24 protein-coding genes are annotated in these 22030 nt (G+C 59.6%); 11 read left to right on the plus strand and 13 right to left on the minus strand.

What is annotated here, in order from left to right:
- The first annotated feature begins 5 nt into the window (after positions 1 to 5).
- Entirely contained in the window at positions 6 to 956 is a 951-nt protein-coding gene (locus LOY28_RS00295) for a homoserine kinase (RefSeq protein WP_018927273.1), read from the plus strand.
- 93 nt (positions 957 to 1049) lie between these two features.
- On the opposite strand, the gene LOY28_RS00300 is transcribed toward LOY28_RS00295, so the two are convergent.
- On the minus strand, positions 1050 to 1970 hold the full coding sequence (locus tag LOY28_RS00300; protein WP_086945255.1) for a zinc ABC transporter substrate-binding protein ZnuA: 921 nt from the start codon (positions 1968 to 1970) through the stop codon (positions 1050 to 1052).
- 66 nt (positions 1971 to 2036) lie between these two features.
- On the opposite strand from LOY28_RS00300, the gene zur reads away from it, so the two are divergent.
- The 7 genes from zur (at position 2037) to LOY28_RS00335 (ending at position 7622) form a co-directional block, all read left to right on the plus strand.
- Positions 2037 to 2519, plus strand: a complete 483-nt coding sequence (gene zur / locus LOY28_RS00305; protein ID WP_026286509.1) for a zinc uptake transcriptional repressor Zur — start codon at positions 2037 to 2039, stop codon at positions 2517 to 2519.
- Positions 2519 to 3304 (plus strand): zinc ABC transporter ATP-binding protein ZnuC, encoded by a 786-nt coding sequence (gene znuC, locus LOY28_RS00310; protein WP_007940713.1) that lies wholly within the window; start codon positions 2519 to 2521, stop codon positions 3302 to 3304. The genes zur and znuC overlap by 1 nt, the downstream gene beginning before the upstream one ends.
- On the plus strand, positions 3297 to 4085 hold the full coding sequence (gene znuB / locus LOY28_RS00315) for a zinc ABC transporter permease subunit ZnuB (protein ID WP_019580298.1): 789 nt from the start codon (positions 3297 to 3299) through the stop codon (positions 4083 to 4085). The genes znuC and znuB overlap by 8 nt, the downstream gene beginning before the upstream one ends.
- A gap of 37 nt (positions 4086 to 4122) precedes the next feature.
- Positions 4123 to 4839 (plus strand): PA5502 family lipoprotein, encoded by a 717-nt coding sequence (locus LOY28_RS00320; RefSeq protein ID WP_064615672.1) that lies wholly within the window; start codon positions 4123 to 4125, stop codon positions 4837 to 4839.
- Between the two features lie 247 nt (positions 4840 to 5086).
- The gene (locus LOY28_RS00325; RefSeq protein ID WP_007940716.1) at positions 5087 to 6094 is read left to right on the plus strand and encodes a methionine ABC transporter ATP-binding protein; all 1008 of its coding nucleotides are present in this window, start codon (positions 5087 to 5089) and stop codon (positions 6092 to 6094) included.
- Entirely contained in the window at positions 6094 to 6768 is a 675-nt protein-coding gene (locus LOY28_RS00330) for a methionine ABC transporter permease (RefSeq protein ID WP_018927268.1), read from the plus strand. The genes LOY28_RS00325 and LOY28_RS00330 overlap by 1 nt, the downstream gene beginning before the upstream one ends.
- Before the next feature lie 80 nt (positions 6769 to 6848).
- Positions 6849 to 7622: a MetQ/NlpA family ABC transporter substrate-binding protein gene (locus tag LOY28_RS00335; RefSeq protein WP_018927267.1), complete on the plus strand. Its 774-nt coding sequence runs from the start codon at positions 6849 to 6851 to the stop codon at positions 7620 to 7622.
- Between the two features lie 152 nt (positions 7623 to 7774).
- On the opposite strand, the gene LOY28_RS00340 is transcribed toward LOY28_RS00335, so the two are convergent.
- The 5 genes from LOY28_RS00340 to LOY28_RS00360 are packed head-to-tail and all read right to left on the minus strand — an operon-like array spanning position 7775 to position 11683.
- Positions 7775 to 8410, minus strand: a complete 636-nt coding sequence (locus tag LOY28_RS00340) for an SCO family protein (protein ID WP_018927266.1) — start codon at positions 8408 to 8410, stop codon at positions 7775 to 7777.
- Positions 8407 to 9306 (minus strand): heme o synthase, encoded by a 900-nt coding sequence (cyoE, locus tag LOY28_RS00345; protein WP_018927265.1) that lies wholly within the window; start codon positions 9304 to 9306, stop codon positions 8407 to 8409. The genes LOY28_RS00340 and cyoE overlap by 4 nt, the downstream gene beginning before the upstream one ends.
- Positions 9294 to 10373, minus strand: a complete 1080-nt coding sequence (locus LOY28_RS00350) for a heme A synthase (RefSeq protein WP_018927264.1) — start codon at positions 10371 to 10373, stop codon at positions 9294 to 9296. The genes cyoE and LOY28_RS00350 overlap by 13 nt, the downstream gene beginning before the upstream one ends.
- Positions 10374 to 10383: 10 nt before the next feature.
- Positions 10384 to 10977 carry a hypothetical protein gene (locus LOY28_RS00355; protein ID WP_026286508.1) on the minus strand — a complete coding sequence of 198 codons (594 nt, stop codon included), beginning with the start codon at positions 10975 to 10977 and terminating at the stop codon, positions 10384 to 10386.
- Positions 10943 to 11683, minus strand: a complete 741-nt coding sequence (locus LOY28_RS00360) for an SURF1 family protein (protein WP_018927262.1) — start codon at positions 11681 to 11683, stop codon at positions 10943 to 10945. The genes LOY28_RS00355 and LOY28_RS00360 overlap by 35 nt, the downstream gene beginning before the upstream one ends.
- A 70-nt stretch (positions 11684 to 11753) precedes the next feature.
- Here LOY28_RS00360 and LOY28_RS00365 point away from each other — a divergent pair, with 70 nt between their 5' ends.
- Complete coding sequence (locus LOY28_RS00365; protein ID WP_018927261.1) at positions 11754 to 11957, plus strand: twin transmembrane helix small protein; 204 nt, start codon at positions 11754 to 11756, stop codon at positions 11955 to 11957.
- Between the two features lie 15 nt (positions 11958 to 11972).
- Here LOY28_RS00365 and LOY28_RS00370 read toward each other — a convergent pair whose 3' ends face one another.
- The 4 genes from LOY28_RS00370 to coxB all read right to left on the minus strand — a co-directional run bounded on the left by LOY28_RS00370 (position 11973) and on the right by coxB (position 16419).
- Positions 11973 to 12860 carry a cytochrome c oxidase subunit 3 gene (locus LOY28_RS00370; protein WP_018927260.1) on the minus strand — a complete coding sequence of 296 codons (888 nt, stop codon included), beginning with the start codon at positions 12858 to 12860 and terminating at the stop codon, positions 11973 to 11975.
- 33 nt (positions 12861 to 12893) lie between these two features.
- Entirely contained in the window at positions 12894 to 13451 is a 558-nt protein-coding gene (locus LOY28_RS00375; RefSeq protein WP_018927259.1) for a cytochrome c oxidase assembly protein, read from the minus strand.
- 165 nt (positions 13452 to 13616) lie between these two features.
- The gene (ctaD, locus tag LOY28_RS00380; protein WP_018927258.1) at positions 13617 to 15209 is read right to left on the minus strand and encodes a cytochrome c oxidase subunit I; all 1593 of its coding nucleotides are present in this window, start codon (positions 15207 to 15209) and stop codon (positions 13617 to 13619) included.
- Between the two features lie 82 nt (positions 15210 to 15291).
- Positions 15292 to 16419, minus strand: coding sequence for a cytochrome c oxidase subunit II (coxB, locus tag LOY28_RS00385; RefSeq protein WP_019580289.1), 1128 nt, complete (start codon positions 16417 to 16419; stop codon positions 15292 to 15294).
- Between the two features lie 372 nt (positions 16420 to 16791).
- On the opposite strand from coxB, the gene LOY28_RS00390 reads away from it, so the two are divergent.
- Positions 16792 to 17442 carry a hypothetical protein gene (locus LOY28_RS00390; protein ID WP_018927256.1) on the plus strand — a complete coding sequence of 217 codons (651 nt, stop codon included), beginning with the start codon at positions 16792 to 16794 and terminating at the stop codon, positions 17440 to 17442.
- A gap of 110 nt (positions 17443 to 17552) precedes the next feature.
- Here the strand turns inward: LOY28_RS00390 and LOY28_RS00395 are convergent, their stop codons facing one another.
- From LOY28_RS00395 to LOY28_RS00405, 3 genes are all read right to left on the minus strand, one after another.
- The gene (locus LOY28_RS00395; RefSeq protein ID WP_111453137.1) at positions 17553 to 19082 is read right to left on the minus strand and encodes a SulP family inorganic anion transporter; all 1530 of its coding nucleotides are present in this window, start codon (positions 19080 to 19082) and stop codon (positions 17553 to 17555) included.
- 130 nt (positions 19083 to 19212) lie between these two features.
- The gene (locus LOY28_RS00400; protein WP_018927254.1) at positions 19213 to 19944 is read right to left on the minus strand and encodes a carbonic anhydrase; all 732 of its coding nucleotides are present in this window, start codon (positions 19942 to 19944) and stop codon (positions 19213 to 19215) included.
- Between the two features lie 243 nt (positions 19945 to 20187).
- On the minus strand, positions 20188 to 21246 hold the full coding sequence (locus LOY28_RS00405) for a PA0069 family radical SAM protein (RefSeq protein WP_258612909.1): 1059 nt from the start codon (positions 21244 to 21246) through the stop codon (positions 20188 to 20190).
- A gap of 242 nt (positions 21247 to 21488) precedes the next feature.
- On the opposite strand from LOY28_RS00405, the gene LOY28_RS00410 reads away from it, so the two are divergent.
- The gene (locus LOY28_RS00410) at positions 21489 to 21794 is read left to right on the plus strand and encodes a hypothetical protein (protein WP_018927251.1); all 306 of its coding nucleotides are present in this window, start codon (positions 21489 to 21491) and stop codon (positions 21792 to 21794) included.
- The last annotated feature ends 236 nt before the right edge of the window (positions 21795 to 22030 follow it).

A 22030-nucleotide genomic window follows, 5' to 3' on the forward strand; every position in this document is an offset into this window, starting at 1 on the left:
TAACCATGTCTGTGTTCACCCCCCTGGCTCGGCCCGAGCTGGAAACCTTTCTCGCCCCTTACGGGCTCGGCCGCCTGCTTGATTTCCAGGGGATCGCCGCCGGTAGCGAAAACACCAATTTCTTTATCAGCCTGGAGCAGGGCGAGTTTGTCCTGACCCTGGTCGAGCGCGGTCCGGTGCAGGAGATGCCGTTCTTCATCGAACTGCTCGATGTGCTGCACGACGCCAACCTGCCGGTGCCTTATGCCCTGCGCACCACCGACGGCGTTGCATTGCGCGAGCTGGCCGGTAAACCTGCGCTGTTGCAGCCACGTCTGGCGGGCAAGCACATCAAGGACGCCAACGCCCAGCATTGCGCTCAGGTCGGCGAGCTGCTGGCTCACCTGCACCTGGCGACCCAGGCCAACATGATCAAGCGCAAAACCGATCGTGGCCTGGACTGGATGCTGGAAGAGGGCACGCAGTTTCTCTCGCACCTGAACGCCGAACAAAGCGATTTGCTGCAACGGGCTCTGGAAGAGATCACCCAGCAGAAGACGAAAATTCTGGCGCTGCCGCGGGCCAACATCCATGCGGATCTGTTCCGCGACAATGCGATGTTCGAAGGCACGCACCTGACCGGGTTGATCGACTTCTACAACGCTTGTTCAGGGCCGATGCTCTATGACGTGGCAATTGCCTTGAACGACTGGTGTTCGGACGAGCAAGGGCAGCTCGACGGGGCTCGGGCGCGGGCGTTGCTGGGCGCTTATGCCGCGCTGCGACCGTTCACCGCTGCCGAAGCGGAGCTGTGGCCGACCATGCTGCGCGTGGCGTGCGTGCGGTTCTGGTTGTCGCGGTTGATTGCGGCGGAGTCTTTCGCCGGGCAGGACGTGTTGATTCACGATCCGATGGAGTTTCAACTGCGCTTGGCGCAGCGGCAGAAGGTCGACACGCCGCTGCCTTTCGCCCTCTAAAAGCTTCGCGGGCAAGCCTCGCTCCTACAGGATGTGCGCGATCCCTGTAGGAGCGAGGCTTGCCCGCGAACGATTCACCACCAAACTTCCCGCTTACAACGACTCCAGGCACCCGGCCAAATCATTCCCCAACTTTTCCAGCACCTGCTCATACCCTTGGGCAGTCGCTGGTGTGTATCCGCCCAATGCATCCAGCTCCGCCAGTTTCACCGGTAGCCCGGCCACCAGGGTTTCTGCCAGGCGCGGGCGCAGCGGCGGTTCGCTGAACACGCAAGTTTTGCCGACTTCCTGCAACCGCGCGCGCATCGCCGCGACGTGCTGGGCACCGGGCTGTACTTCGGCTGCGACACTGAACACACCGGCGTGCTTGAGGCCGTAGGCGTCTTCGAAGTAGTCGAAGGCTTCGTGGAACACGAAGTAAGGCTTGTTCGCGATCCCTGCCAGGCGAGCCTTCAGGCGTAGGTCCAGGGCATCCAGGCGTTCATCGAAGGCTTTGAGGTTGCTCTGATAGCGCGCCGCGTTAGCCGGATCGGCTGCACTCAGATCGGCCGCCATTTTGCTGGCGATCACTCGGGCGTTGATCGGTGACAACCACAAGTGCGCATCCAGGCTGCCGGGGCGATGATCGTGGTCATGCTCATCGGCTTCTTCGGCGTGGGAGTGGCTGTCTTCGGCGAAACGTCGCAGCTTCAGGCCAGGCAAATCCTGCACTGCGACGCTGGGCAGCGTACGACCTTTCAGTACGCGAGGCAGAAAACCCTCCATGTCCGGACCGATCCAGTAAACCAGGTCCACCGACTGCACCTTCCGTACGTCGGATGGGCGCAAGGCATAGTTATGCGGTGATGCTCCGGGCGGCAGCAACACTTCCGGAATCGCCACACCTTCCTGCACCGCAGCAGCAATCAGCTGCAGCGGCTTGATGCTGGTAAGTACTTTGACTTCGGCCTGGGCTGAACCGATCAGCAGAAAACTTGCGACAAATGCGACAAAGATAGAAAAAAGTCGGGACACGATGACCACTCGAAGAGGCGAGAACGGGTAACATAATAACGTCTCTCACAACACTCGTCGCCGCTCATGCCTAAAACACCGATTGCCAGTCGTCCCCACGACCACTCTCATTGCGTCCATAGCGCATTGTCTGAGGCCGATGCCTTGTGCGCACGTCAGGGGCTACGCCTGACCGCTTTGCGCCGGCGGGTGCTGGAACTGGTCTGGCAAAGCCATAAACCGCTGGGTGCCTACGACATTCTGGCGGTGCTCAGCGAGCAGGACGGCCGCCGAGCTGCGCCGCCGACCGTGTATCGCGCGCTGGATTTTCTGCTGGAAAACGGCCTGGTACACCGCATCTCCTCGCTGAACGCCTTCGTCGGCTGCAATCACCCGGAACACGCTCACCAAGGCCAGTTCCTGATTTGCCGCCAATGCCACGCCGCCATTGAGCTTGAACAGAAGTCCATCAGCGACGCGATCGTCGGCAGCGCCAGGGACGTCGGATTTATCGTCGAGGCCCAGACCGTTGAAGTCATCGGTCTCTGCTCGGGTTGCCAGGGGGCTTAATGAGCAATGCGCTGATCCGTCTTGAGCAGGTGGCCGTCACTTTTGCCGGGCAAAACGTGCTGGATAACATCGAACTGAGCGTCGAGCCGGGGCAGATCGTTACCCTGATCGGCCCTAATGGCGCCGGCAAAACCACGCTGGTGCGCGCGGTGCTCGGTTTGTTGAAGCCGGACAGCGGCAGCGTCTGGCGCAAGCCGAAGTTGCGCGTCGGTTACATGCCGCAAAAACTCCATGTCGATCCAACCCTGCCGCTATCAGTGCTGCGTTTCTTGCGTCTGGTCCCTGGCGTGGACCGCGCTCGGGCCTTGGCCGCCCTCAAGGAAGTCGGCGCCGAGCAGGTGATCGACAGCCCGGTGCAAAGTGTTTCCGGTGGCGAAATGCAGCGAGTACTGCTGGCCCGGGCATTGCTGCGCGAGCCGGAGTTGCTGGTGCTCGATGAGCCGGTACAAGGCGTCGACGTGGCCGGTCAAGCCGAGCTCTATAGCCTGATCACACGTCTGCGCGACCGTCATGGCTGCGGCGTATTGATGGTCTCTCACGATTTGCATCTGGTGATGAGCACCACCGACCAGGTGGTGTGTCTGAATCGCCATGTCTGCTGCTCCGGGCATCCCGAGCAGGTCAGCGGCGATCCCGCGTTCGTCGAACTGTTCGGAAAGAACGCACAAAGTCTGGCGATTTATCACCACCATCACGACCACGCTCACGACCTGCATGGCTCGGTGGTCATTGCGACCCCGTCGGCCCATACCCACGTTCATGGAGATAGCTGCAAGCATGGCTGATTTTCTGCTCTTCGCCCTGCTTGCAGGTCTGGCCCTGGCGCTGGTTGCGGGCCCGTTGGGTTCGTTCGTGGTCTGGCGGCGCATGGCTTATTTCGGCGACACCCTGTCCCACGCTGCGCTGCTGGGTGTGGCGCTGGGCTTTCTGCTGGATGTCAGCCCGACCGTGGCTGTCACCGTAGGCTGCCTGTTGCTGGCAGTGTTGCTGGTGACGCTGCAACAGCGGCAGCCATTGGCGTCTGACACGCTGTTGGGAATTCTCGCACCGAGCACGCTCTCCCTGGGCCTGGTGGTACTAAGCTTCATGCATGAAGTGCGGATCGACCTGATGGCCTATCTGTTTGGCGACCTGCTGGCGATCAGCCCGACCGATCTGGCCTGGATCCTCGGCGGCAGCGCGGCGGTGCTGGTATTGCTTGTCACGCTGTGGCGACCCTTGCTGGCGATCACCGTGCATGAAGAACTGGCCAGGGTGGAAGGTTTGCCGGTGGCGGCGTTGCGTCTGGTCCTGATGTTGCTGATCGCCGTGGTGATCGCGGTGGCGATGAAAATCGTCGGCGTGTTGCTGATTACTTCGTTACTGATTATTCCGGCGGCTGCGGCACAGCGTCACGCCCGCTCGCCGGAGCAGATGGCACTGGGCGCGAGCCTGCTGGGCATGCTCGCGGTGTGTGGCGGGCTGGCGTTGTCCTGGTTCAAGGACACCCCGGCTGGCCCGTCGATTGTGGTGGCGGCCGCCGCGCTGTTTCTGCTGAGTTTTGTCCTGCCCCGTCGAGGGGTGTAGACTTGCTCGTTTTTTGCGCAAATAGAGAGTCGCAGGAATGAAGCCGTTCGCCTCCCGTTATCTGCTCCTTGTCGCATTTTCGCTGCTACTGGGTGCTTGCCAAAGCACGCCGCCGGCGGCCACCGAGGCCCCCGATGCGCGGGCCACGGCTATTGCACAACTGGAACAAAGCCTGGCCAGCAGCGAGCTGGCCACCGCCGAGGATCAATTGGCGGCCTTGCAGGCCGAGTCGCCCAACGATCAATCCCTTGAGCAATACCAGCGGCAATTGGCCGAAGCCTATTTGCTGCGCAGCCAGATCGTGTTGCAAAAAGGTGATGTGAATGCCGCGGCCACTGCCCTCAGCCGTGCCCGGGTATTGATGCCCAAGGCCCCGGCGCTGACCGGTGGCGTTAACAATGCCATCGTTCATGCACGCAAGGCTGAACTGGATAAAGCCGAAGCGGCCCTCAAGGCTGCCGAAGCCAGACCGCAGGCCAAAGTGATCGACCCGACGGCTGAAAGCACGACGGTGGCATTGAACCTCAACGATATGAGCAAACTTCGTCGTCAACTGGATGCTATCGCCGCCGATGTGGTGAATTATCAGTGCGACGTGAGCATTCAGGTTCCCCGTACTCAGGACTACCCATGGTTGGCCACGTTGCTGACCAAACGGGTGAAGAAGCTGGATTCGGGGTTTGATCTGAAGCTTGAGAAGCAGATTCTGCGCAATATTCCGGCGCAGATGGTTTTGAGCCCTCGCAAGCCATAAAGAAAAGATCGCAGCCTGCGGCAGCTCCAACGGACCGTTTAGGAGCTGCCGCAAGCTGCGATCTTTTGCTTTTCTAGATGCATCAGGCCGCAATTGCCTCGGTCCCAGGTTCCTACCTTTGATCGCCTTATTGCCAAATCGCTGGTTGAAGGCGAAATAAATGCTAAGAACCTCTATACGGACAGGCTAAAATGCGCGCCCGGCTAACCGCTGATCCTTTTCTAACGCGCCCCACAAGGTTCGCTACGTGATCGAGTTTCAAAACGTCCACAAAACTTACCGCGTCGCCGGTAAGGATATTCCCGCCCTGCATCCGACCAGTCTGACGATTGAGAACGGTCAGGTCTTTGGCCTGATCGGCCATTCCGGTGCGGGAAAAAGTACCCTGCTGCGCCTGATCAACCGCCTGGAAAACTCCAGTGGCGGCAAGATCATCGTCGATGGTGAAGAAGTCACAGCGCTGGATGCCAACGGCCTGCGACGTTTCCGTCAGCAGGTCGGGATGATTTTCCAGCACTTCAACTTGCTGGCGTCCAAGACCGTGGCCGATAACGTCGCGCTGCCGCTGACCCTCGCCGGTGAGCTGTCGCGTAGCGAAATCGACCAGCGTGTGGCGCAGTTGCTGGCGCGGGTTGGCCTGGCCGACCATGCGAAAAAATACCCGGCGCAACTGTCCGGTGGTCAGAAGCAGCGTGTCGGCATCGCCCGCGCCCTGGCAACCAAGCCGAAAATTTTGCTGTGCGACGAAGCCACCAGTGCCCTCGACCCGCAGACCACGGCGTCGGTTTTGCAATTGCTGGCCGAGATCAATCGCGAGCTGAAGCTGACCATTGTTCTGATCACCCACGAGATGGATGTGATTCGTCGAGTCTGCGATCAGGTGGCGGTGATGGATGCCGGTGTGATCGTCGAGCAAGGTTCGGTGGCCGAAGTGTTCCTGCACCCCAAGCACCCGACCACCAAGCGCTTCGTCCAGGAAGACGAGCAGATCGACGAGAACGAACAGCGCGACGACTTCGCTCATGTGCCGGGCCGCATCGTGCGTCTGACCTTCCAGGGCGAAGCGACCTACGCACCATTGCTGGGTACCGTCGCCCGGGAAACGGGCGTGGACTACAGCATCCTGGCCGGTCGTATCGATCGCATCAAAGAGGTTCCCTACGGCCAATTGACCCTGGCCGTCACCGGTGGCGACATGGAAGCGGCGTTTGCTCACTTCACCGCAGCTGATGTCCATATGGAGGTGCTGCGCTGATGGAAGTCCTGATGAGTTTCTTTTCCAATATCGACTGGTACGAAATCTGGCTGGCCACCGGCGACACCCTGCTGATGCTTGGCGGTTCGCTGTTGTTCACCGTGCTGCTGGGATTGCCGTTGGGCGTGCTGTTGTTCTTGTGCAGCCCGCGCCAGTTGCTGGAAGCCAAAGGCGTCTACGCGATGCTATCGCTGGTGGTGAACATTCTGCGTTCGCTGCCGTTCATCATTCTGCTGATCGTGATGATTCCGTTCACCGTATTGATTACCGGCACCTCCCTCGGTGTCGCCGGTGCGATCCCACCGCTGGTGGTGGGCGCCACGCCGTTCTTCGCGCGACTGGTGGAAACCGCCCTGCGTGAAGTGGATCGCGGCATCATCGAAGCGACCCAGGCCATGGGCGCGACGACCCGTCAGATCATCACCAACGCCTTGCTGCCGGAAGCCCGCCCGGGCATCTTCGCAGCGATTACGGTGACAGCGATTACACTGGTGTCCTACACAGCAATGGCCGGTGTGGTCGGCGCTGGCGGCTTGGGCGACCTGGCGATCCGTTTCGGTTACCAGCGTTTCCAGACCGACGTGATGGTGGTCACCGTGGTGTTGCTGCTGGTGCTGGTTCAAGTGCTGCAAACCGTCGGCGACAAGCTGGTGGTTCATTTCTCCCGCAAATAAACAGTTTTCGTCACTTAAGACATGAGCCGGCCATTCGCTGGCAGGCGCCGAAGACTGGCGCCTCACAAGGAGTTAGCTGAATGAAAAAACTACTCGTCGCATTCGCTGCCATTGCAGCCTTTTCCGCCCACGCTGCCGACACCTTGACCGTTGCGGCCACCCCGGTGCCCCACGCGGAAATCCTCGAGTTCGTTAAACCAGCCCTGGCCAAAGAAGGCGTGGACCTGAAAGTCAAAGTCTTCACCGACTACATCCAGCCAAACGTACAGGTGGCCGAGAAGCGTCTGGACGCCAACTTCTTCCAGCACCAACCGTACCTGGATGAATTCAACAAGGCCAAGGGTACTAACCTCGTCAGCGTTGCCGGTGTGCACCTGGAGCCGCTGGGCGCTTACTCCAGCAAGTACAAGAAACTGGAAGAGCTGCCGGGCGGCGCCAACGTGGTGATCCCGAACGACGCCACCAACGGCGGCCGTGCGCTGTTGCTGCTGGAGAAGGCTGGCCTGATCAAGTTGAAGGATTCGAAAAATATCCTGTCGACCGTGAAGGACATCACCGAGAACACCAAGGATCTGAAATTCCGTGAACTGGAAGCCGCGACCATCCCCCGCGTGCTGACTCAGGTCGACCTGGCGCTGATCAACACCAACTACGCGCTGGAAGCCAAGCTCGATCCGTCCAAGGACGCGCTGGTCATCGAAGGCAGCGACTCGCCGTACGTGAACATCCTCGTTGCCCGTCCGGACGACAAGGACAGCGCGGCAATGCAGAAACTGGTTGCTGCCCTGCACAGCCCGGAAGTGAAAGCCTTCATTCTCGAGAAGTACAAAGGCGCGGTATTGCCGGCGTTCTGATCGGCTGACGTAAACGAAAAAGGGGCGCATTGAATTGAATGCGCCCCTTTTTTTGTCTGTTTGCCCCGTTCTGTAGGAGCCAGGCTTGCCGGCGAAGGCGCCCGTGAGATCGCCTTCGCCGGCAAGCCTGGCTCCTACAAAGAGTGTGGTGCTTATTGACGGTTGAGCATCACCGGCAACTGCGCCACCAGTTTCTGGTTATTCAGCGGTGCACGAATGAACCCGCGTTGAGTCCCGTCCGGTCCGATCACCGCCAGGTTGCCGCTGTGGTCGACGGTGTAGTTCGGCTTGCTGGTGTCCGCCGGAATGAACGGAATGCTCACCGCGTTGGCCATTTTCTGAAGGTCTTCGACCGAGGCTGCGGTCAGCCCGATGAATTGCGGATCGAAGTAGCCTAGGTACTGCTTGAGTTGCTTGGGCGTATCGCGGTTAGGGTCGACGCTGACCAGGATGACCTGCAACTTGTTCACCGCATCCGCCGGCAGTTCACTCTTGATCTGCCGCAGCTGGGCGAGGGTGGTCGGGCAGATGTCCGGGCAGAAGGTGTAGCCGAAGAACAGCAAACTCCACTTGCCTTTCAGTTCGTTGACCGCCACTGGCTTGCCGTCCTGATCGGTCATCTTCACGTCCGGCAGATTACGGCTTTGGGGCAGCAGAATGATCCCTGCATCGATCAGCGCCGTCGGGTCGCCCTGGTTCTTCCCGGTCAGTACTTTATTGACGGTCAGGCCCAGGATCAGCGCGATCAGGGCAACGAGGATGAAGACGGTTTTCTGGGTTCGGGTCATAGGATCAACAGTAAGTAGTGGTCTACGAGCAGCGCGATGAACAGCAGGAACAAGTAGTAAATAGAGTACTTGAACGTGTTGATCGCCGCGTGCGGCCGAGTGCCACGGTACAGCACCACGGCCCATTGCAGAAACCTGGCGCCCAGTAAGAGGGCACACATCAGGTAGAGCACGCCGCTCATGTGGATCACGTAGGGCATCAGGCTGACGGCCAGCAACGCAAAGGTATAAAGCAGGATGTGGACTTTGGTGTAGTGCTCGCCATGGGTCACCGGCAGCATCGGAATGTCAGCCTTGGCGTATTCCTCCTTGCGGTGAATCGCCAGCGCCCAGAAGTGCGGTGGGGTCCAGGCGAAGATGATCAGCACCAGCAACAATGGTTCGGCGCCGACATGACCGGTGGCGGCGGTCCAGCCGAGCAGTGGCGGGGCAGCTCCGGCGAGGCCGCCGATGACGATGTTCTGCGGCGTCGCGCGTTTCAGGAAACCGGTGTAGACCACGGCATAACCGAGCAAGGAGGCGAGGGTCAGCCACGCCGTCAACGGGTTGGTGAAAGTCAGTAGCAAGGCCTGGCCGAGCATCGCCAGTATCAGGGCGAAGGTCAGCGCGGCGGCTGGAGATACCCGGCCTTCGGCCAGGGGCCGTTTGTGGGTCCGGGCCATGACCGCGTCGATGCGCCGGTCCACCACATGATTGACCGCCGCGGCACCGCCGGCACACAGGGCGATCCCCAGATTGCCGAACACCAGCACCGTCCATGGCACCCCGGCGCGGGTCGCGAGGAACATGCCGACCAGCGAGGTGATGAGCATCAGCACCACCACTTTCGGCTTGGTCAGTTCCAAGTAGTCTCGCCAGATGGCCTGACTGTGACGTTCGCCGATCAGAGTCGCCATGGCATCTCTCCTTTTATTGTTATGGGCCCGGCCGAGTGTTTACGCAGGCGTAGACGCCAGCGACGAGGGGGCTGATGCTTGACCCGAACCAGGCTGGTTCGCGCGTGATAATTGACCAGCACCATCGTCAGCAACAGCGCCGCACCGCCGGCGTTGTGGGCGACGGCCACCGGCAGCGGCAAGTGAAACACCACGTTGCTGATGCCCAGGGTGATTTGTGCGGCAAGGGCGATCAGCACCATGACGGCCAGGCGCGTCATGCCGACGACCTTCAGTTGCCAGGCCAGACCGAGCAGAACAAAGGTGACCAGTAATGCGCCGATGCGGTGAGTCAGGTGAATCGCGGTGCGGGCATCGCTGTCCAGCTGCCCGCCCAGATAATTCGGGCCGATGTGCTGGGTCAGGTGAAAACCGTTGGCGAAATCAGCCGGCGGCAGCCATTGGCCGTGGCAGGTTGGAAAGTCGATGCAGGCTACCGCCGCGTAGTTGGAGCTGACCCAGCCACCGAGAGCAATTTGCAGGATCACCAACAGCAAGCCGGCGGTTGCCCAGTATTGCAAACGTCGAGGCACGGTCAGCGCCGGCAATACGCCGGACAGGCGCAAGGTCAGCAGAAACAACAGGCTCAAGGTCGCAAAACCACCGAGCAAATGTCCGGTGACCACTTGCGGCCAAAGCTTGAGCGTCACCGTCCACATGCCGAAAGCCGCTTGGCCAATGACCAACGCCAGCAAGAACAGCGGCAACTTCACCGGCTGCCCCGGATGATGACGATGGACCCAGGCGCGGCCCGCCAGCACCGCGATCAGCAGCCCCAGCGTGCCGGCGAAGTAGCGATGGACCATTTCGTTCCAGCCCTTGTGGGCTTCCACCGGGGTGTCTGGAAAATGCAGTTCGGCATGAGCCAGCTGGGCTTCGCTTTGCGGCACGCTGATAAAACCGTAGCAGCCGGGCCAGTCCGGGCAGCCGAGGCCGGCGTGGGTCAGGCGTGTGTAAGCGCCGAGCAACACCACAATCAGTGCCAGCAAGGTGGCAAACAGCGCGAGGCGAAATCCAGGTTTGGCCATGACGATGCCCTTATCCGATGTTCGACAGTTTCAGCAGGTGGCGCAGGTCGTTGAGCAGATCCTTGCCCTTCACCGTCGGGTCGTAACGCAGCACCAGATTGCCGTGAGGGTCGATGATCCACAGGTGCGGCGTGTCATTGCTCTGTGCGCCTTTGATGTAGGACGGCAGGTCCAATGAATAGCGTTGTAACTGTGGGTACTCGCGTTGAAGTTTAGTCTCGTAATCGCTGTTCAGCGGCTGCGCGATGGCCAGCGCATGGCTGGCACGGGCAGCATCGCGACCGAGGCCGATCTGGATCTGCCGCGCCAGATAAACCAGCTGTTGGCAGTCCACCGAGCAGTCCTTGGGCGCCGTCACCAGCAACTGCCAGCGTTCTTCTTGCGCTTGTACGCCAATGTCGGCGCGGGTCTGGCCGTTGCCGATCAGCTCACCGTGATAACTGCGGCCTTCGGGTACCCAGAACTGCAATTTGTACATGCCGGTGGCGAGGATCATCGGACCGATCACCCCCAATAGAATCAGCAGCAACTGCAAGCGTCCGCGCCGCCGATTCACCGGTGTTTTCGCCTCAGACATGCCGGGTGGATTCATGGCCACTCCCATTATTGTTCTCCTTTGCGTTGTGCCAGCCGAGATAGAGATAAAGGCCGAACAGCGCGATCGCCAGGGCGAACCACTGCACGGCGTAAGCCAGGTGCTTTTCCGGCCCCATGGCCACCACCGGCCAATCGGCGCGGTAGGTCGCAGGGCCACTTTGCGCGCGTAATTCGTAGGCGAAACCGTCACGTTCAAGCGCCGTCCACAACCTGGCCGGTTCAACGGCGGTGATCAGTTGTGGCCAGGTCGTGGTGTTGGGGTCGGCGTGCAACTGGAACGTTGCGCCGGGGGAGACGTAGACCCAGGCGTCGAGGCTCAACACCTGAGTCGGTGTGGTGAATGACGGCGGGGTACGCCGATCCGGCCACGGCAGCCAGCCGCGATTGACCAGCAACCAGAGCCCGCTTGCCTGATCCTGAAACGGTTGTAACAGCTCGACCCCGACCTTGCCGTCGCGCTGCCGGTTATCCAGCAGCAGGCTGTGTTCGGCATCGAACTGGCCGTGCAGGCGAACCCGGCGAAAGGCCGGATCTTCGGTGTGTTGCAGTTCGGTGCTGGCCATCGGTTCGGCCGCCCGGCGCTCAGCGTAATTTTGCAGCAGCGCGCTTTTCTCCGCGCCCCGGCTCAACTGCCAGAAGCCGAGTGACACCAGCAAGGGCAGCAGCACCGCGACCACCAGAGTCGGCACGAGGCCCAGCCGGAAGCGCTTCATGGCGTCGCCAGAAAGTCGGTCGTCGCGATAGCTATACTCACATGCATCGCCTGTCCCCCGGAGTGTCACCATGCTCAAAGCAGCCATCGTCCTGATGCTGATTGCCACGGTTGTCAGCCTGTTCAGCGGCCTGTTTTTTCTGGTCAAGGACGACAGCAGCTCGAATCGCCTGGTCATCGCCTTGAGTATTCGTGTTGCGCTGGCCGCCATTACTGTCGGCTTGATCGCCTGGGGTTTTTTCAGCGGCCAACTGGTGTCCCACGTGCCTTGGTAGCCATGAGTGCCAGGCTCAAAGTACGTAGACGAAAACGAACAGCCCGATCCACACCACATCCACGAAGTGCCAGTACCAGGTCGCCGCCTCGAAGCCGAAATGGTGGTCTGCATTGAAGTGCCCGCGCATGATGCGCATCAGCATCACGAACAGAATGATGGTGCCGATGGTCACGTGGGCACCGTGGAAACCGGTGAGCATGAAGAACGTTGCGCCGTAGATGCCGGAACCGAGGGTCAAGCCCAGCTCGTGGTAGGCGTGCAGGTATTCTTTGGCTTGAAAGCCCAGGAAGCCGCAACCGAGCAACACGGTCAGCGCCAGCCAGATTTTCAGCGCCCCGCGATGGCCTTTCTTCAAGGCGTGGTGAGCGATGGTCACGGTGACGCTGGAACTCACCAGCAGCACGGTGTTGAGCAACGGCAGGCCCCAGGGGCTGATGACTTCCTTGGGGGGAGGAAAGAGTTTCGAGTCCGGGTTGTTCAGCAGCGGCCAGGTGAACTCGAACGTCGGCCACAGCATGTGGGCGATGCCTTTGGTGCCTTCACCACCCAGTGCCGGGCCCGCGATGTTGCGCACATAAAACAGCGCACCGAAAAAGGCCAGGAAGAACATCACCTCCGAGAAAATGAACCAGCTCATGCCCCAGCGGAACGAGCGGTCGAGTTGCGGGCTGTACAACCCCGCGCGACTTTCCTTGACCACCGTCCCGAACCAGCCGAACAGCATGTAGGCCAGCAGCAGTCCGCCGACGAAAAAGATCAGCGGGCCATGGGATTCCGGCCGCGCAGCCTTCAGGTCGTTGAACCAGGTGCCCAGGCCGAACACCGTGACCAGCATGCCGATCGTGGCGATGATCGGCCATTTGCTCTGGGCTGGAACGTAATAATGTTCATGAGTTGCCATTTATTGTTCTCCTTATCGGGCACGCTTTAACGCCTAGCCACCCGTGCTTGCTGCAACAGCCACGGGCGGATGACGTGCGGTGATATCGAACAGCGTGTAGGACAGCGTCAGGTGCTTCACATCCTTGGGCATGTCGCGGTCAACGATGAACCGTACTGGCATCTCGATGCGTTGACCGGGCTGCAGCACTTGCTGGGTAAAGCAGAAACATTCGGTCTTGTGGAAGTACGCCGCAGCTGCACTCGGCGCGATACTCGGCACCGCCTGGGCGCTCATCGGCCGGTCGGTGGGGTTGTGGGCGATAAAAATCATCTCGTTCACCGCCCCGGGGTGCGCGGTCAGCTCATCCGTCTTGGGGTAGAAGTCCCAAGGCATGTCAGCAGCGTTGGTCGACAGAAACTGCACGCGAACCTGCCGCGAGGCGTCGACCGTTTGCTCGCCTTCATACTGCCCGGCGGTTTTGCCATTGATGCCGAATGCCTTGCACATCACGTCGTAGATCGGCACCAGGGCAAAGCCGAAGACAAACATCGCCGCCACCACCAGTAACAGGCGGGTGACCAGCTTCTTCATCGAGATCGAGTCAGCCATGGCTTCGAACCTTTACGCATAACCCGCTGGGAGCAGGCCCTTGTGGCGAGGGAGCTTGCTCCCGCTGGGTCGCGAAGCAGCCCCAAAAGTTTTGCGTCTGCTTCGCAGCCGAGCGGGAGCAAGCTCCCTCGCCACAAAAGCTCGCTTCCACAAAGGCTAGTGCGTTCATTTCACTTCCGGCGGTGTGGTGAAGGTGTGATACGGCGCGGGCGATGGAATGCTCCATTCCAGGCCTTCGGCACCATCCCACGGCTTGGCCGGTGCCGGCTCGCCGCCGCGAATGGTCTTGATCACGATGAACAGGAAGAAGATCTGCGTGGCACCAAACATGAACGCGCCGATCGACGACACCATGTTGAAGTCGGCGAATTGCAGGTTGTAGTCCGGAATCCGCCGCGGCATGCCCGCCAGGCCCACGAAGTGCATCGGGAAGAACGCCATGTTCATGCCGATGAAAGACAGCCAGAAGTGCAGCTTGCCGAGGGTTTCGTCGTACATGTGGCCGGTCCATTTCGGCAGCCAGAAGTAAGCCGAGGCGAAGATCCCGAAGATCGCCCCCGGCACCAGCACGTAATGGAAGTGCGCGACCACGAAGTAGGTGTCCTGGTACTGGAAGTCTGCCGGGGCGATGGCCAGCATCAGCCCGGAGAATCCGCCAATGGAGAACAGGATCACGAACGCCACGGCGAACAGCATCGGCGTCTCGAAGGTCAGCGAGCCTTGCCACATGGTGCTGGCCCAGTTGAACACCTTCACGCCGGTCGGCACTGCGATCAGCAGCGTGGCGTACATGAAGAACAACTCGCCCACCAGCGGAATGCCGACCACGAACATGTGGTGCGCCCAGACGATGAATGACAGGAACGCAATACTGGCCGTGGCATAGACCATCGAGGTGTAGCCAAACAGCGGCTTGCGCGAGAACGCCGGAATGATCGAGCTGACGGCACCGAAGGCCGGCAGGATCATGATGTACACCTCGGGGTGACCGAAGAACCAGAACACGTGCTGGAACAGCACCGGATCACCGCCACCGGCGGCACTGAAGAAACTGGTGCCGAAGTGGATGTCCATCAGCATCATGGTTACGCAGCCGGCCAGTACCGGCATCACCGCGATCAGCAGGAACGCGGTGATCAGCCAGGTCCAGACGAACAGCGGCATTTTCATCAACGTCATGCCGGGGGCGCGCAGGTTGAGGATGGTCGCGATCACGTTGATTGCGCCCATGATCGAACTGATCCCCATCAAGTGGATGGCGAAGATGAAGAACGTCACGCTTTCCGGCGCGTAGGTGGTCGACAGCGGTGCGTAGAAGGTCCAGCCGAAGTTCGGCCCGCCACCGGGCGTGAACAGGGTCGATACCAGCAGCAGGAACGCGGCCGGCAACAGCCAGAAGCTGAAGTTGTTCATTCGCGGCAGGGCCATGTCCGGCGCGCCGATCATCAACGGGATCATCCAGTTGGCGAGGCCGACGAAGGCCGGCATCACCGCGCCGAAGACCATCACCAGACCGTGCATGGTGGTCATCTGGTTGAAGAACGCCGGTTCGACGATTTGCAGTCCCGGCTGGAACAGCTCGGCACGGATCACCATGGCGAACGAGCCGCCGAGCAGAAACATGGTGAATGCAAACCACAGGTACAGCGTGCCGATATCCTTGTGGTTGGTAGTCAACACCCAGCGCATCAGGCCTTTGGCGGGGCCGTGGGCGTGGGCGGTATCGGTATGAACATGGTCATCGACTACAACAGTCATGTCCTGTCTCCTGCAAACGGCTGGGCTGGGCGAACCGGGACGTCATGCCCCGACCGATTCCTTGAGTACGCAATAGACCGGGTCATTTGCTTTCCGCCTGTTTCAGCTCCAGCACTTCTTTAGGGGTGACCATGTCGCCTTTGTTGTTGCCCCAGGCGTTACGTTCGTAGGTCACGACCGCCGCGATATCGACTTCCGAGAGCTGCTTGCCGAACGCCGCCATCGCGGTGCCGGGCTTGCCATGGAAGACCAGGCTCAGGTGAGCCTCTTTCGGCCCGGTGGCGATTTTCGAGCCCTTGAGTGCCGGGAACATCGGCGGCAGGCCCTGGCCTTCGGCCTGGTGACAGGCCACGCAAGTGGTGTGATAAATCTTGTCGCCGCGCTCCTTGAGCTCGTCGAGGGTCCATTCCTTGCTGGTCAGCTCTTTGAGTTGCGCGGCTTCCGCCTTGCGCTCGCCCAGCCATTTTTCGTAGTCGGCCTTTTCCTTGACCTCAACCACGATCGGCATGAAGCCGTGGTCCTTGCCGCACAGCTCGGCGCACTGGCCGCGGTAGATGCCGGGCTTGTCGACTCGGGTCCAGGATTCATTGACGAAGCCCGGAATCGCATCGCGCTTGACTGCGAAGGCCGGCACCCACCAAGAGTGGATGACGTCGGCGGAGGTCACCAGAAAACGCACCTTGGCACCGATCGGCAGCACCAGTGGCTTGTCGACCTCCAGCAAGTAATGCTCGCCCTTGGCTTCCTTGTTGTGGATCTGATCGGCGGGGGTAGTCAGGTTGCTGAAAAATTCGACGTCCTGACCCAGGTATTTGTAATGCCACTTCCACTGATAGCCGGTGACCTGGATATCGATATCCGGCTCCGTGTTGTCGTACATCTTGATCAGTGTGGCGGTTGCAGGGACCGCCATGGCCACCAGGATAAGCAGGGGGACGATGGTCCAGAGGATTTCAACGGTGGTGCTTTCATGAAATTTTGCGGCCACCTGCCCGGTCGAGCGGCGGTGGATCATCATCGACCAGAACATGGCGCCGAAGACGATGATGCCGATCACCACACAAATCCAGAAAATGGTCATGTGCAGATCGAATACTGCGTGACTGATCTCAGTCGCTCCAGGCGCCATATTGACAGTCCAGGCCGCTTGCGCCTGACTGAAAATCGACCACAACAGGAGGCCCATCCAGACATGTGGATGTCGCATCATTGCGGGTTCCCCTTATCGTTCTTGTTATCCCGTAGGCGTAACGCCTGCGGCAAGGGAGCGGCATTTTCAGACCACGAACTTGAATCGCCGAGCCTTGCTGCGTATGCAGTCGGGTGTCATCAGCTAACTCCATTCAGAACCGAGTATAGACAGCGACTGCCACCTCGCAACGCGATGGGGTAAATCAGCTGAAACAGGTTGGACTTGCGTTCCAGGTCACGAATGGAGAAGGATGCAGACGAGTGGTGGCAAATCGATATAACTTCGATGTCTCAAGGATGAAATAATTATGACAAATGCGTCTTAGCCTTTTTCCTGAGCCAGCTAAGTTATGTCTTCCCTATTTCATTGCCTTTGTTTCCTGGAGTTTTCATGAACACCGCCGCATTGCGCGAGCAGATCCAACAAGCCCAACAACACGAGGCCGAGACCGGCCTGCTGACTCGTCAGCTGGAAACCCAACTGCCGCACCTTCACTCCGCCATCCAATTGCCGGATGTCGACGCTAACGGCGTGATGACGCGTTTTGTGGCCGCGTATATAGAACAAGTGCCAGACCTGCTGGATGCAGCCAATGAAGTCGCCAGGGAAGCGGGCATCGAATCGCAGATCAAGCCGGTGCTGACAATCGCCGAGCAGTTCTTCCTCCAACCGCCGGCGATCATGGCCGGTCACGTTGGCCTGGACAGCCTGCTGGACGAAGCTTATCTGGCGCACCGCCTGGTCGAAGAGGTCAACGACCTGTACATCAAGCATTTTGGTCAGCCATTGATCCCCTTGGACATGACTGTCGCCAACCTGATTGCCCACCAATTGATTGGCGAGGAATTTGCCAACCAACTGGATGAGGCGGTGCATCACGCCGTGGACGAGATGCTTGACGATGAAAGTTTCGCGCTGGAGTCGGTGGAGGCCTACCGCGAGAAACTCAACAGCCCGGACACCGGCGCCGCGTGGAAGCGCTGGCCGTGCCTGTCGCGCCAATTGGGTGTCGAGCTGGAGCTGGATCAACCAGCCGCGTAAGTCTATGCAACCCTGTAGGAGCGAGGCTTGCCCGCGAAGGCGTCCCCAAGTACGCCAAAAGCTTCGCGGGCAAGTCGGATCGCCGCACCGCTCGCTCCTACAGGGGGGCTTCAACCGGCCGTTGAGCCTACCCCGGTGGTGGTCCGCAACCGCCCTTCAAGTCTGCGCTTCAACCCCCGCGCTTCAATCACCAACTTCGAACCCTTGGCCGCATTGGCCCGGCCCCACTCTTCCAGCAACTCAAGGCACGAGTGATCGATGTAGCTCAGGTTATTGAGCGGCACATGCACCGTCGCGCCAGCGGGAATGCTCCCCAGCACCTGGGTCAACGCCGGCACCTTGAGGAAAGTCGCCGCCCCCACCAGACGCAGTTCCATCTCGCCGTCCGCCGGTAGATCGATCAGGCTGATTTTCAGGCGCGACGCTTTCCAGGCCAGTTTGGCCAGCGTCAGGCCGAAGCCGATCAGCACGCCCGTCAGCAGGTCGGTGAAGATGATTGCCAGTGCAGTCGCCGCATAGGTAAACATCGGCATCCGGCCATAACGGCCCAGGCCGCGAAAGGCCTTGAGGTCCACCAGTTTGAAGCCGGTGTAAACCAGGACGCCCGCCAGGCTCGCCACCGGAATGCTTTGCAGCACGCTCGATAGCAGCAACACGAAAGCCAGCAACCACAGGCCATGGAACACCGTCGACAGGCGGGTGGTGGCGCCGGCTTGAACGTTGGCCGAGCTGCGCACGATCACCCCGGTCATCGGCAGCGCGCCGAGCAGGCCACACAACATGTTGCCCACACCTTGTGCCGACAATTCGCGGTCGAAGTCCGAGCGTTGACCACTGTGCATGCGATCCACGGCGGCGGCCGAGAGCAGGGTTTCGGCGCTGGCGATAAAGGCCACGGCGAAGGCGGCGATCAGCAGGGTTGGGTCAGCCAGGTTGAGCAGATCCGCCGGGCGTAGCCAATCGATGGCCTCCGCCAGGTTAGCCGGGACCTCCACACGTTTGACCTGCAAGGCGAGCGCCAGGCTGGCGATCGTTGCCAGACCGACCCCGAGCAATGCGCCGGGAACGAAACGCAGGGAATGCGGGCGGAATTTTTCCCACAGCCACATCACGGCAATGGTCGACAGCCCGAGCAAACCCGCTTGCCAGCCAAACGAAGGCAAAGCCTGAATCACTGCAGCAGGAAAGGCCGCCAGGTTATCCAGCCCTGAGGGCTTGGGCACGGCATCGAGCATTACGTGCACCTGCGACAGCACGATCAACACGCCGATGCCGGCGAGCATGCCGTACACCACAGCCGGCGCCGTGACCCGAAACCAGCAACCCAGTTTCAAACGCCCGGCTACCAATTGCAGAAAACCCGCCAGTAGCAGGATCGGCCCGAGCATGGCGATACCATGCTGGCGCACCAGTTCGAACACCAATACCGCCAGGCCTGCCGCCGGACCGCTGACTTGCAGCGGTGAACCGGCAAGCCAGCCAACAACCAGCCCACCGATGATGCCGGTGATCAGGCCTTTGGCTGGTGGCAGCCCCGAGGCGATGGCGATGCCCATGCACAAAGGCAGGGCAACCAGAAACACAACCACCGAAGCCAGCAGCTCCCGTGGCAGAACAGCTTTTAATTGAGCGGCACGCATGGTGACTCTCCCGAAGTTTTCTTCAGGCATGGCAAAGCCGGGCTGCCTGATCAGCAGCCTCGGCTAAACCACACAGGGATCTGTTGACCTGTCTCGCAAACGTTGTTGTGAGACAGGCTACGAAGAGGATTTAGAAGCGCGCTTTGGGCGTCGCCACCGGAATCGGATGGCTGCCATCGAGCGGCAGGAAACAACCCTGATCCGCGTCGTAAGCCTGGATTTCGCTGGTTTCGATGTTGTACACCCAACCATGGATAAACAGCTGACCGTTGGCCATGCGCGAGGCCACCGACGGGTGCGTGCGCAAATGTTGCAACTGAGCGATCACATTCTCTTCGGTAAGGATGTGCATGCTCTCGCTTTCATTCGAGCAATGGCAGTTGTCCTGAACCATGGTTTTCGCCACTTCCGCATGGCGCAGCCAGGCTTTGACCGTCGGCATCTTTTCCAGGCTCTGCGGGTTGAGTACTGCGCGCATGGCGCCACAGTCGGAGTGGCCGCAGATGATGATGTGCTGCACGCCGAGCGCCAGCACTGCGTATTCGATGGCTGTGGAAACACCACCGTTCATTTGCCCATAAGGCGGCACGACGTTGCCGACGTTACGGGTGACGAACAGGTCGCCGGGGGCGCTTTGGGTGATCAGCTCGGGAACAATGCGCGAATCGGCGCACGCGATGAACATCGCCCGAGGCCGCTGGGCCGTGGCGAGTTTTTTGAAGAGTTCTTCCTGCTGCGGAAAGATCTCGTGATGAAAATGCAAAAAGCCGTCAACGATATGCTGCAGCGCTGCATCGGCGGTTTCCGCCTCGGGTTGGGCTGAAGCCGACGCAGCCAAAGGCTGTTTATCCTTGTCACTCATGATTCATCCTCTTTGGCGGAGTCAGGGAATTTTCCCGTTTTGTCCGATGTGAAGCCAGTGGCTGTATAAAAAACATCCAGGTCGAAAAGCAGACCCATCAGTCACTCGATGAACAAGGTAGCGGCCGAAGCTTAACTCAAACTGAATCAAGCGCTCTAGAACGTACGTTCCAGGTCATAAGAAATATGACCAGCTTGAACGCGACGTACTTTTTTCACTACTCCACCATAGGTCCGATTGTCCTTAAATCAATGACATCTGGCGACCCGGCGGACAAAAGGCTTTGCAGTCCAGATCGAAACCTTCCCGACGGTTGAGCCCCAGGCGCTTGATGGTTTTGGAAAAGCGCTGCGCCAGCAGATCGGCAAACGGTCCTTCACCGCGCATACGGGCGCCAAACCGACTGTCGTAAAGCTCCCCACCACGGCTCTGGCGGATCAGGCTCAACACATGAGCTGCACGCTGAGGATAATGGGCGGCCAGCCACTCTTCGAACAGCGGCGCCACTTCCAGCGGCAGGCGCAACATCATATAAGCCGCAGTTTGCGCTCCGGCCGCATGGGCTTCAGTCAGCAGGCTTTCGAGTTCGCTGTCGTTGATCATCGGAATCATCGGTGAACACAAGACACCCACCGGAATCCCCGCTTCACGCATTACCCGGATCGCCCGCAGTCGTGCCTTGGGCGCAGCCGTACGGGGTTCGAGGATGCGTTTGAGCTCATCGTCCAGAGTGGTGAGGCTGATCATTACCGCCACCAGTCGTTGTTCGGCGAGTTCGGCCAGCAGGTCCAGATCGCGCAGAATCAGCGAGCCCTTGGTGATGATGGTCACCGGATGGCGATAGCGCAGCAGCACCTCGAGGGTCCTGCGGGTGATTTTGTATTCACGCTCGATCGGCTGATAAGGATCGGTGTTGGAGCCCAGGTTGATCGGCGCGCATTGATAGCCGCGTTTGGACAGTTGTTCTTCCAGCACATCGGCGGCGTTGGTCTTGGCGATCAGTCTGGTTTCGAAATCCAGCCCTGGCGACATGTCCCAGTAGGCGTGGCTGGGCCGAGCATAGCAATAGATACAGCCATGCTCGCAGCCACGATAGGGATTGATCGAGCGGTCGAAGGGCAAGTCCGGCGAGTTGTTGCGGGTAATGATGGTCTTCGCCGTCTCGATGCGCACCTCGGTGCCTTGGGTGATTGGCGCTTCCTGATACCAGCCGTCATCCTCGGCCACCGAACGGTTCGGTGCGAAACGGTTGTGAGGGTTGGTGGCGGTGCCGCGACCGCGGGGTGGCAGAGGCGTGTTCATCGATAAAAACCCATTGGCTGTATGTGCATACAGTATCAAGGAGGAAAGCGACAAGCCAGTGCCGTTCGGCGAGTGAACATCGGAGATTATATAAAGGAACTAACAAGACAAGTTTATGGATCAAGCGCATCGCGCGACTGTCATCACTGGAAATATATATAAAGTGGCGCAATTACAAAGGCTGTTAGTACTATCCTCGCCACACGAAGTTGTCGTGGATTATTAATTAAAAGGATTTAGTCATGTCGTTTTTTAATCAGCGTGGTATTTTTTTACAACTGTTGGCGCCCAGCATAACCAATCCTCGCGAAGCACAAGTATCGATGCAGCTTGCCCGTAAAGAGCCGGGATGGGATGCGGTAAATGAAGTGCAGACAGAGGCACTGGTCGATTCCATCTATGTGACAGCGGTTTCCAGCGATGGTGGTCAGTCCTTCACGATCAAAACCATTAACAGCGATGTGGACGGTGATGGCGATATCGATGGTGATGACAAAGCAAAACTGCTGGCCTTGGCCAAGGCTTATTCCAGTATCGTAAATCCCTGAAGTTGATAGTTGTTGCCAGGTCTGCATGAAACTCCATGCAGGCCTGGTTTTATCGGTGTCTATTAACTCAAGGTCTTGCCGGATAGTGTCTCTCAGGCAACTAGCGATGTCGGACAGTCTGACTGATCTGAATGACAACCAGCCTCGGGCATTTGCTGTTCTATTCACGATTCTTTGACAGTGCCCTCACAGGTCTTTGACTGTCCCGAGTTCAGGCTATCGATCACTTATCCACC

The sequence above is a fragment of the Pseudomonas sp. B21-017 genome (genome assembly GCF_024749245.1).
Taxonomy (GTDB): domain Bacteria; phylum Pseudomonadota; class Gammaproteobacteria; order Pseudomonadales; family Pseudomonadaceae; genus Aquipseudomonas.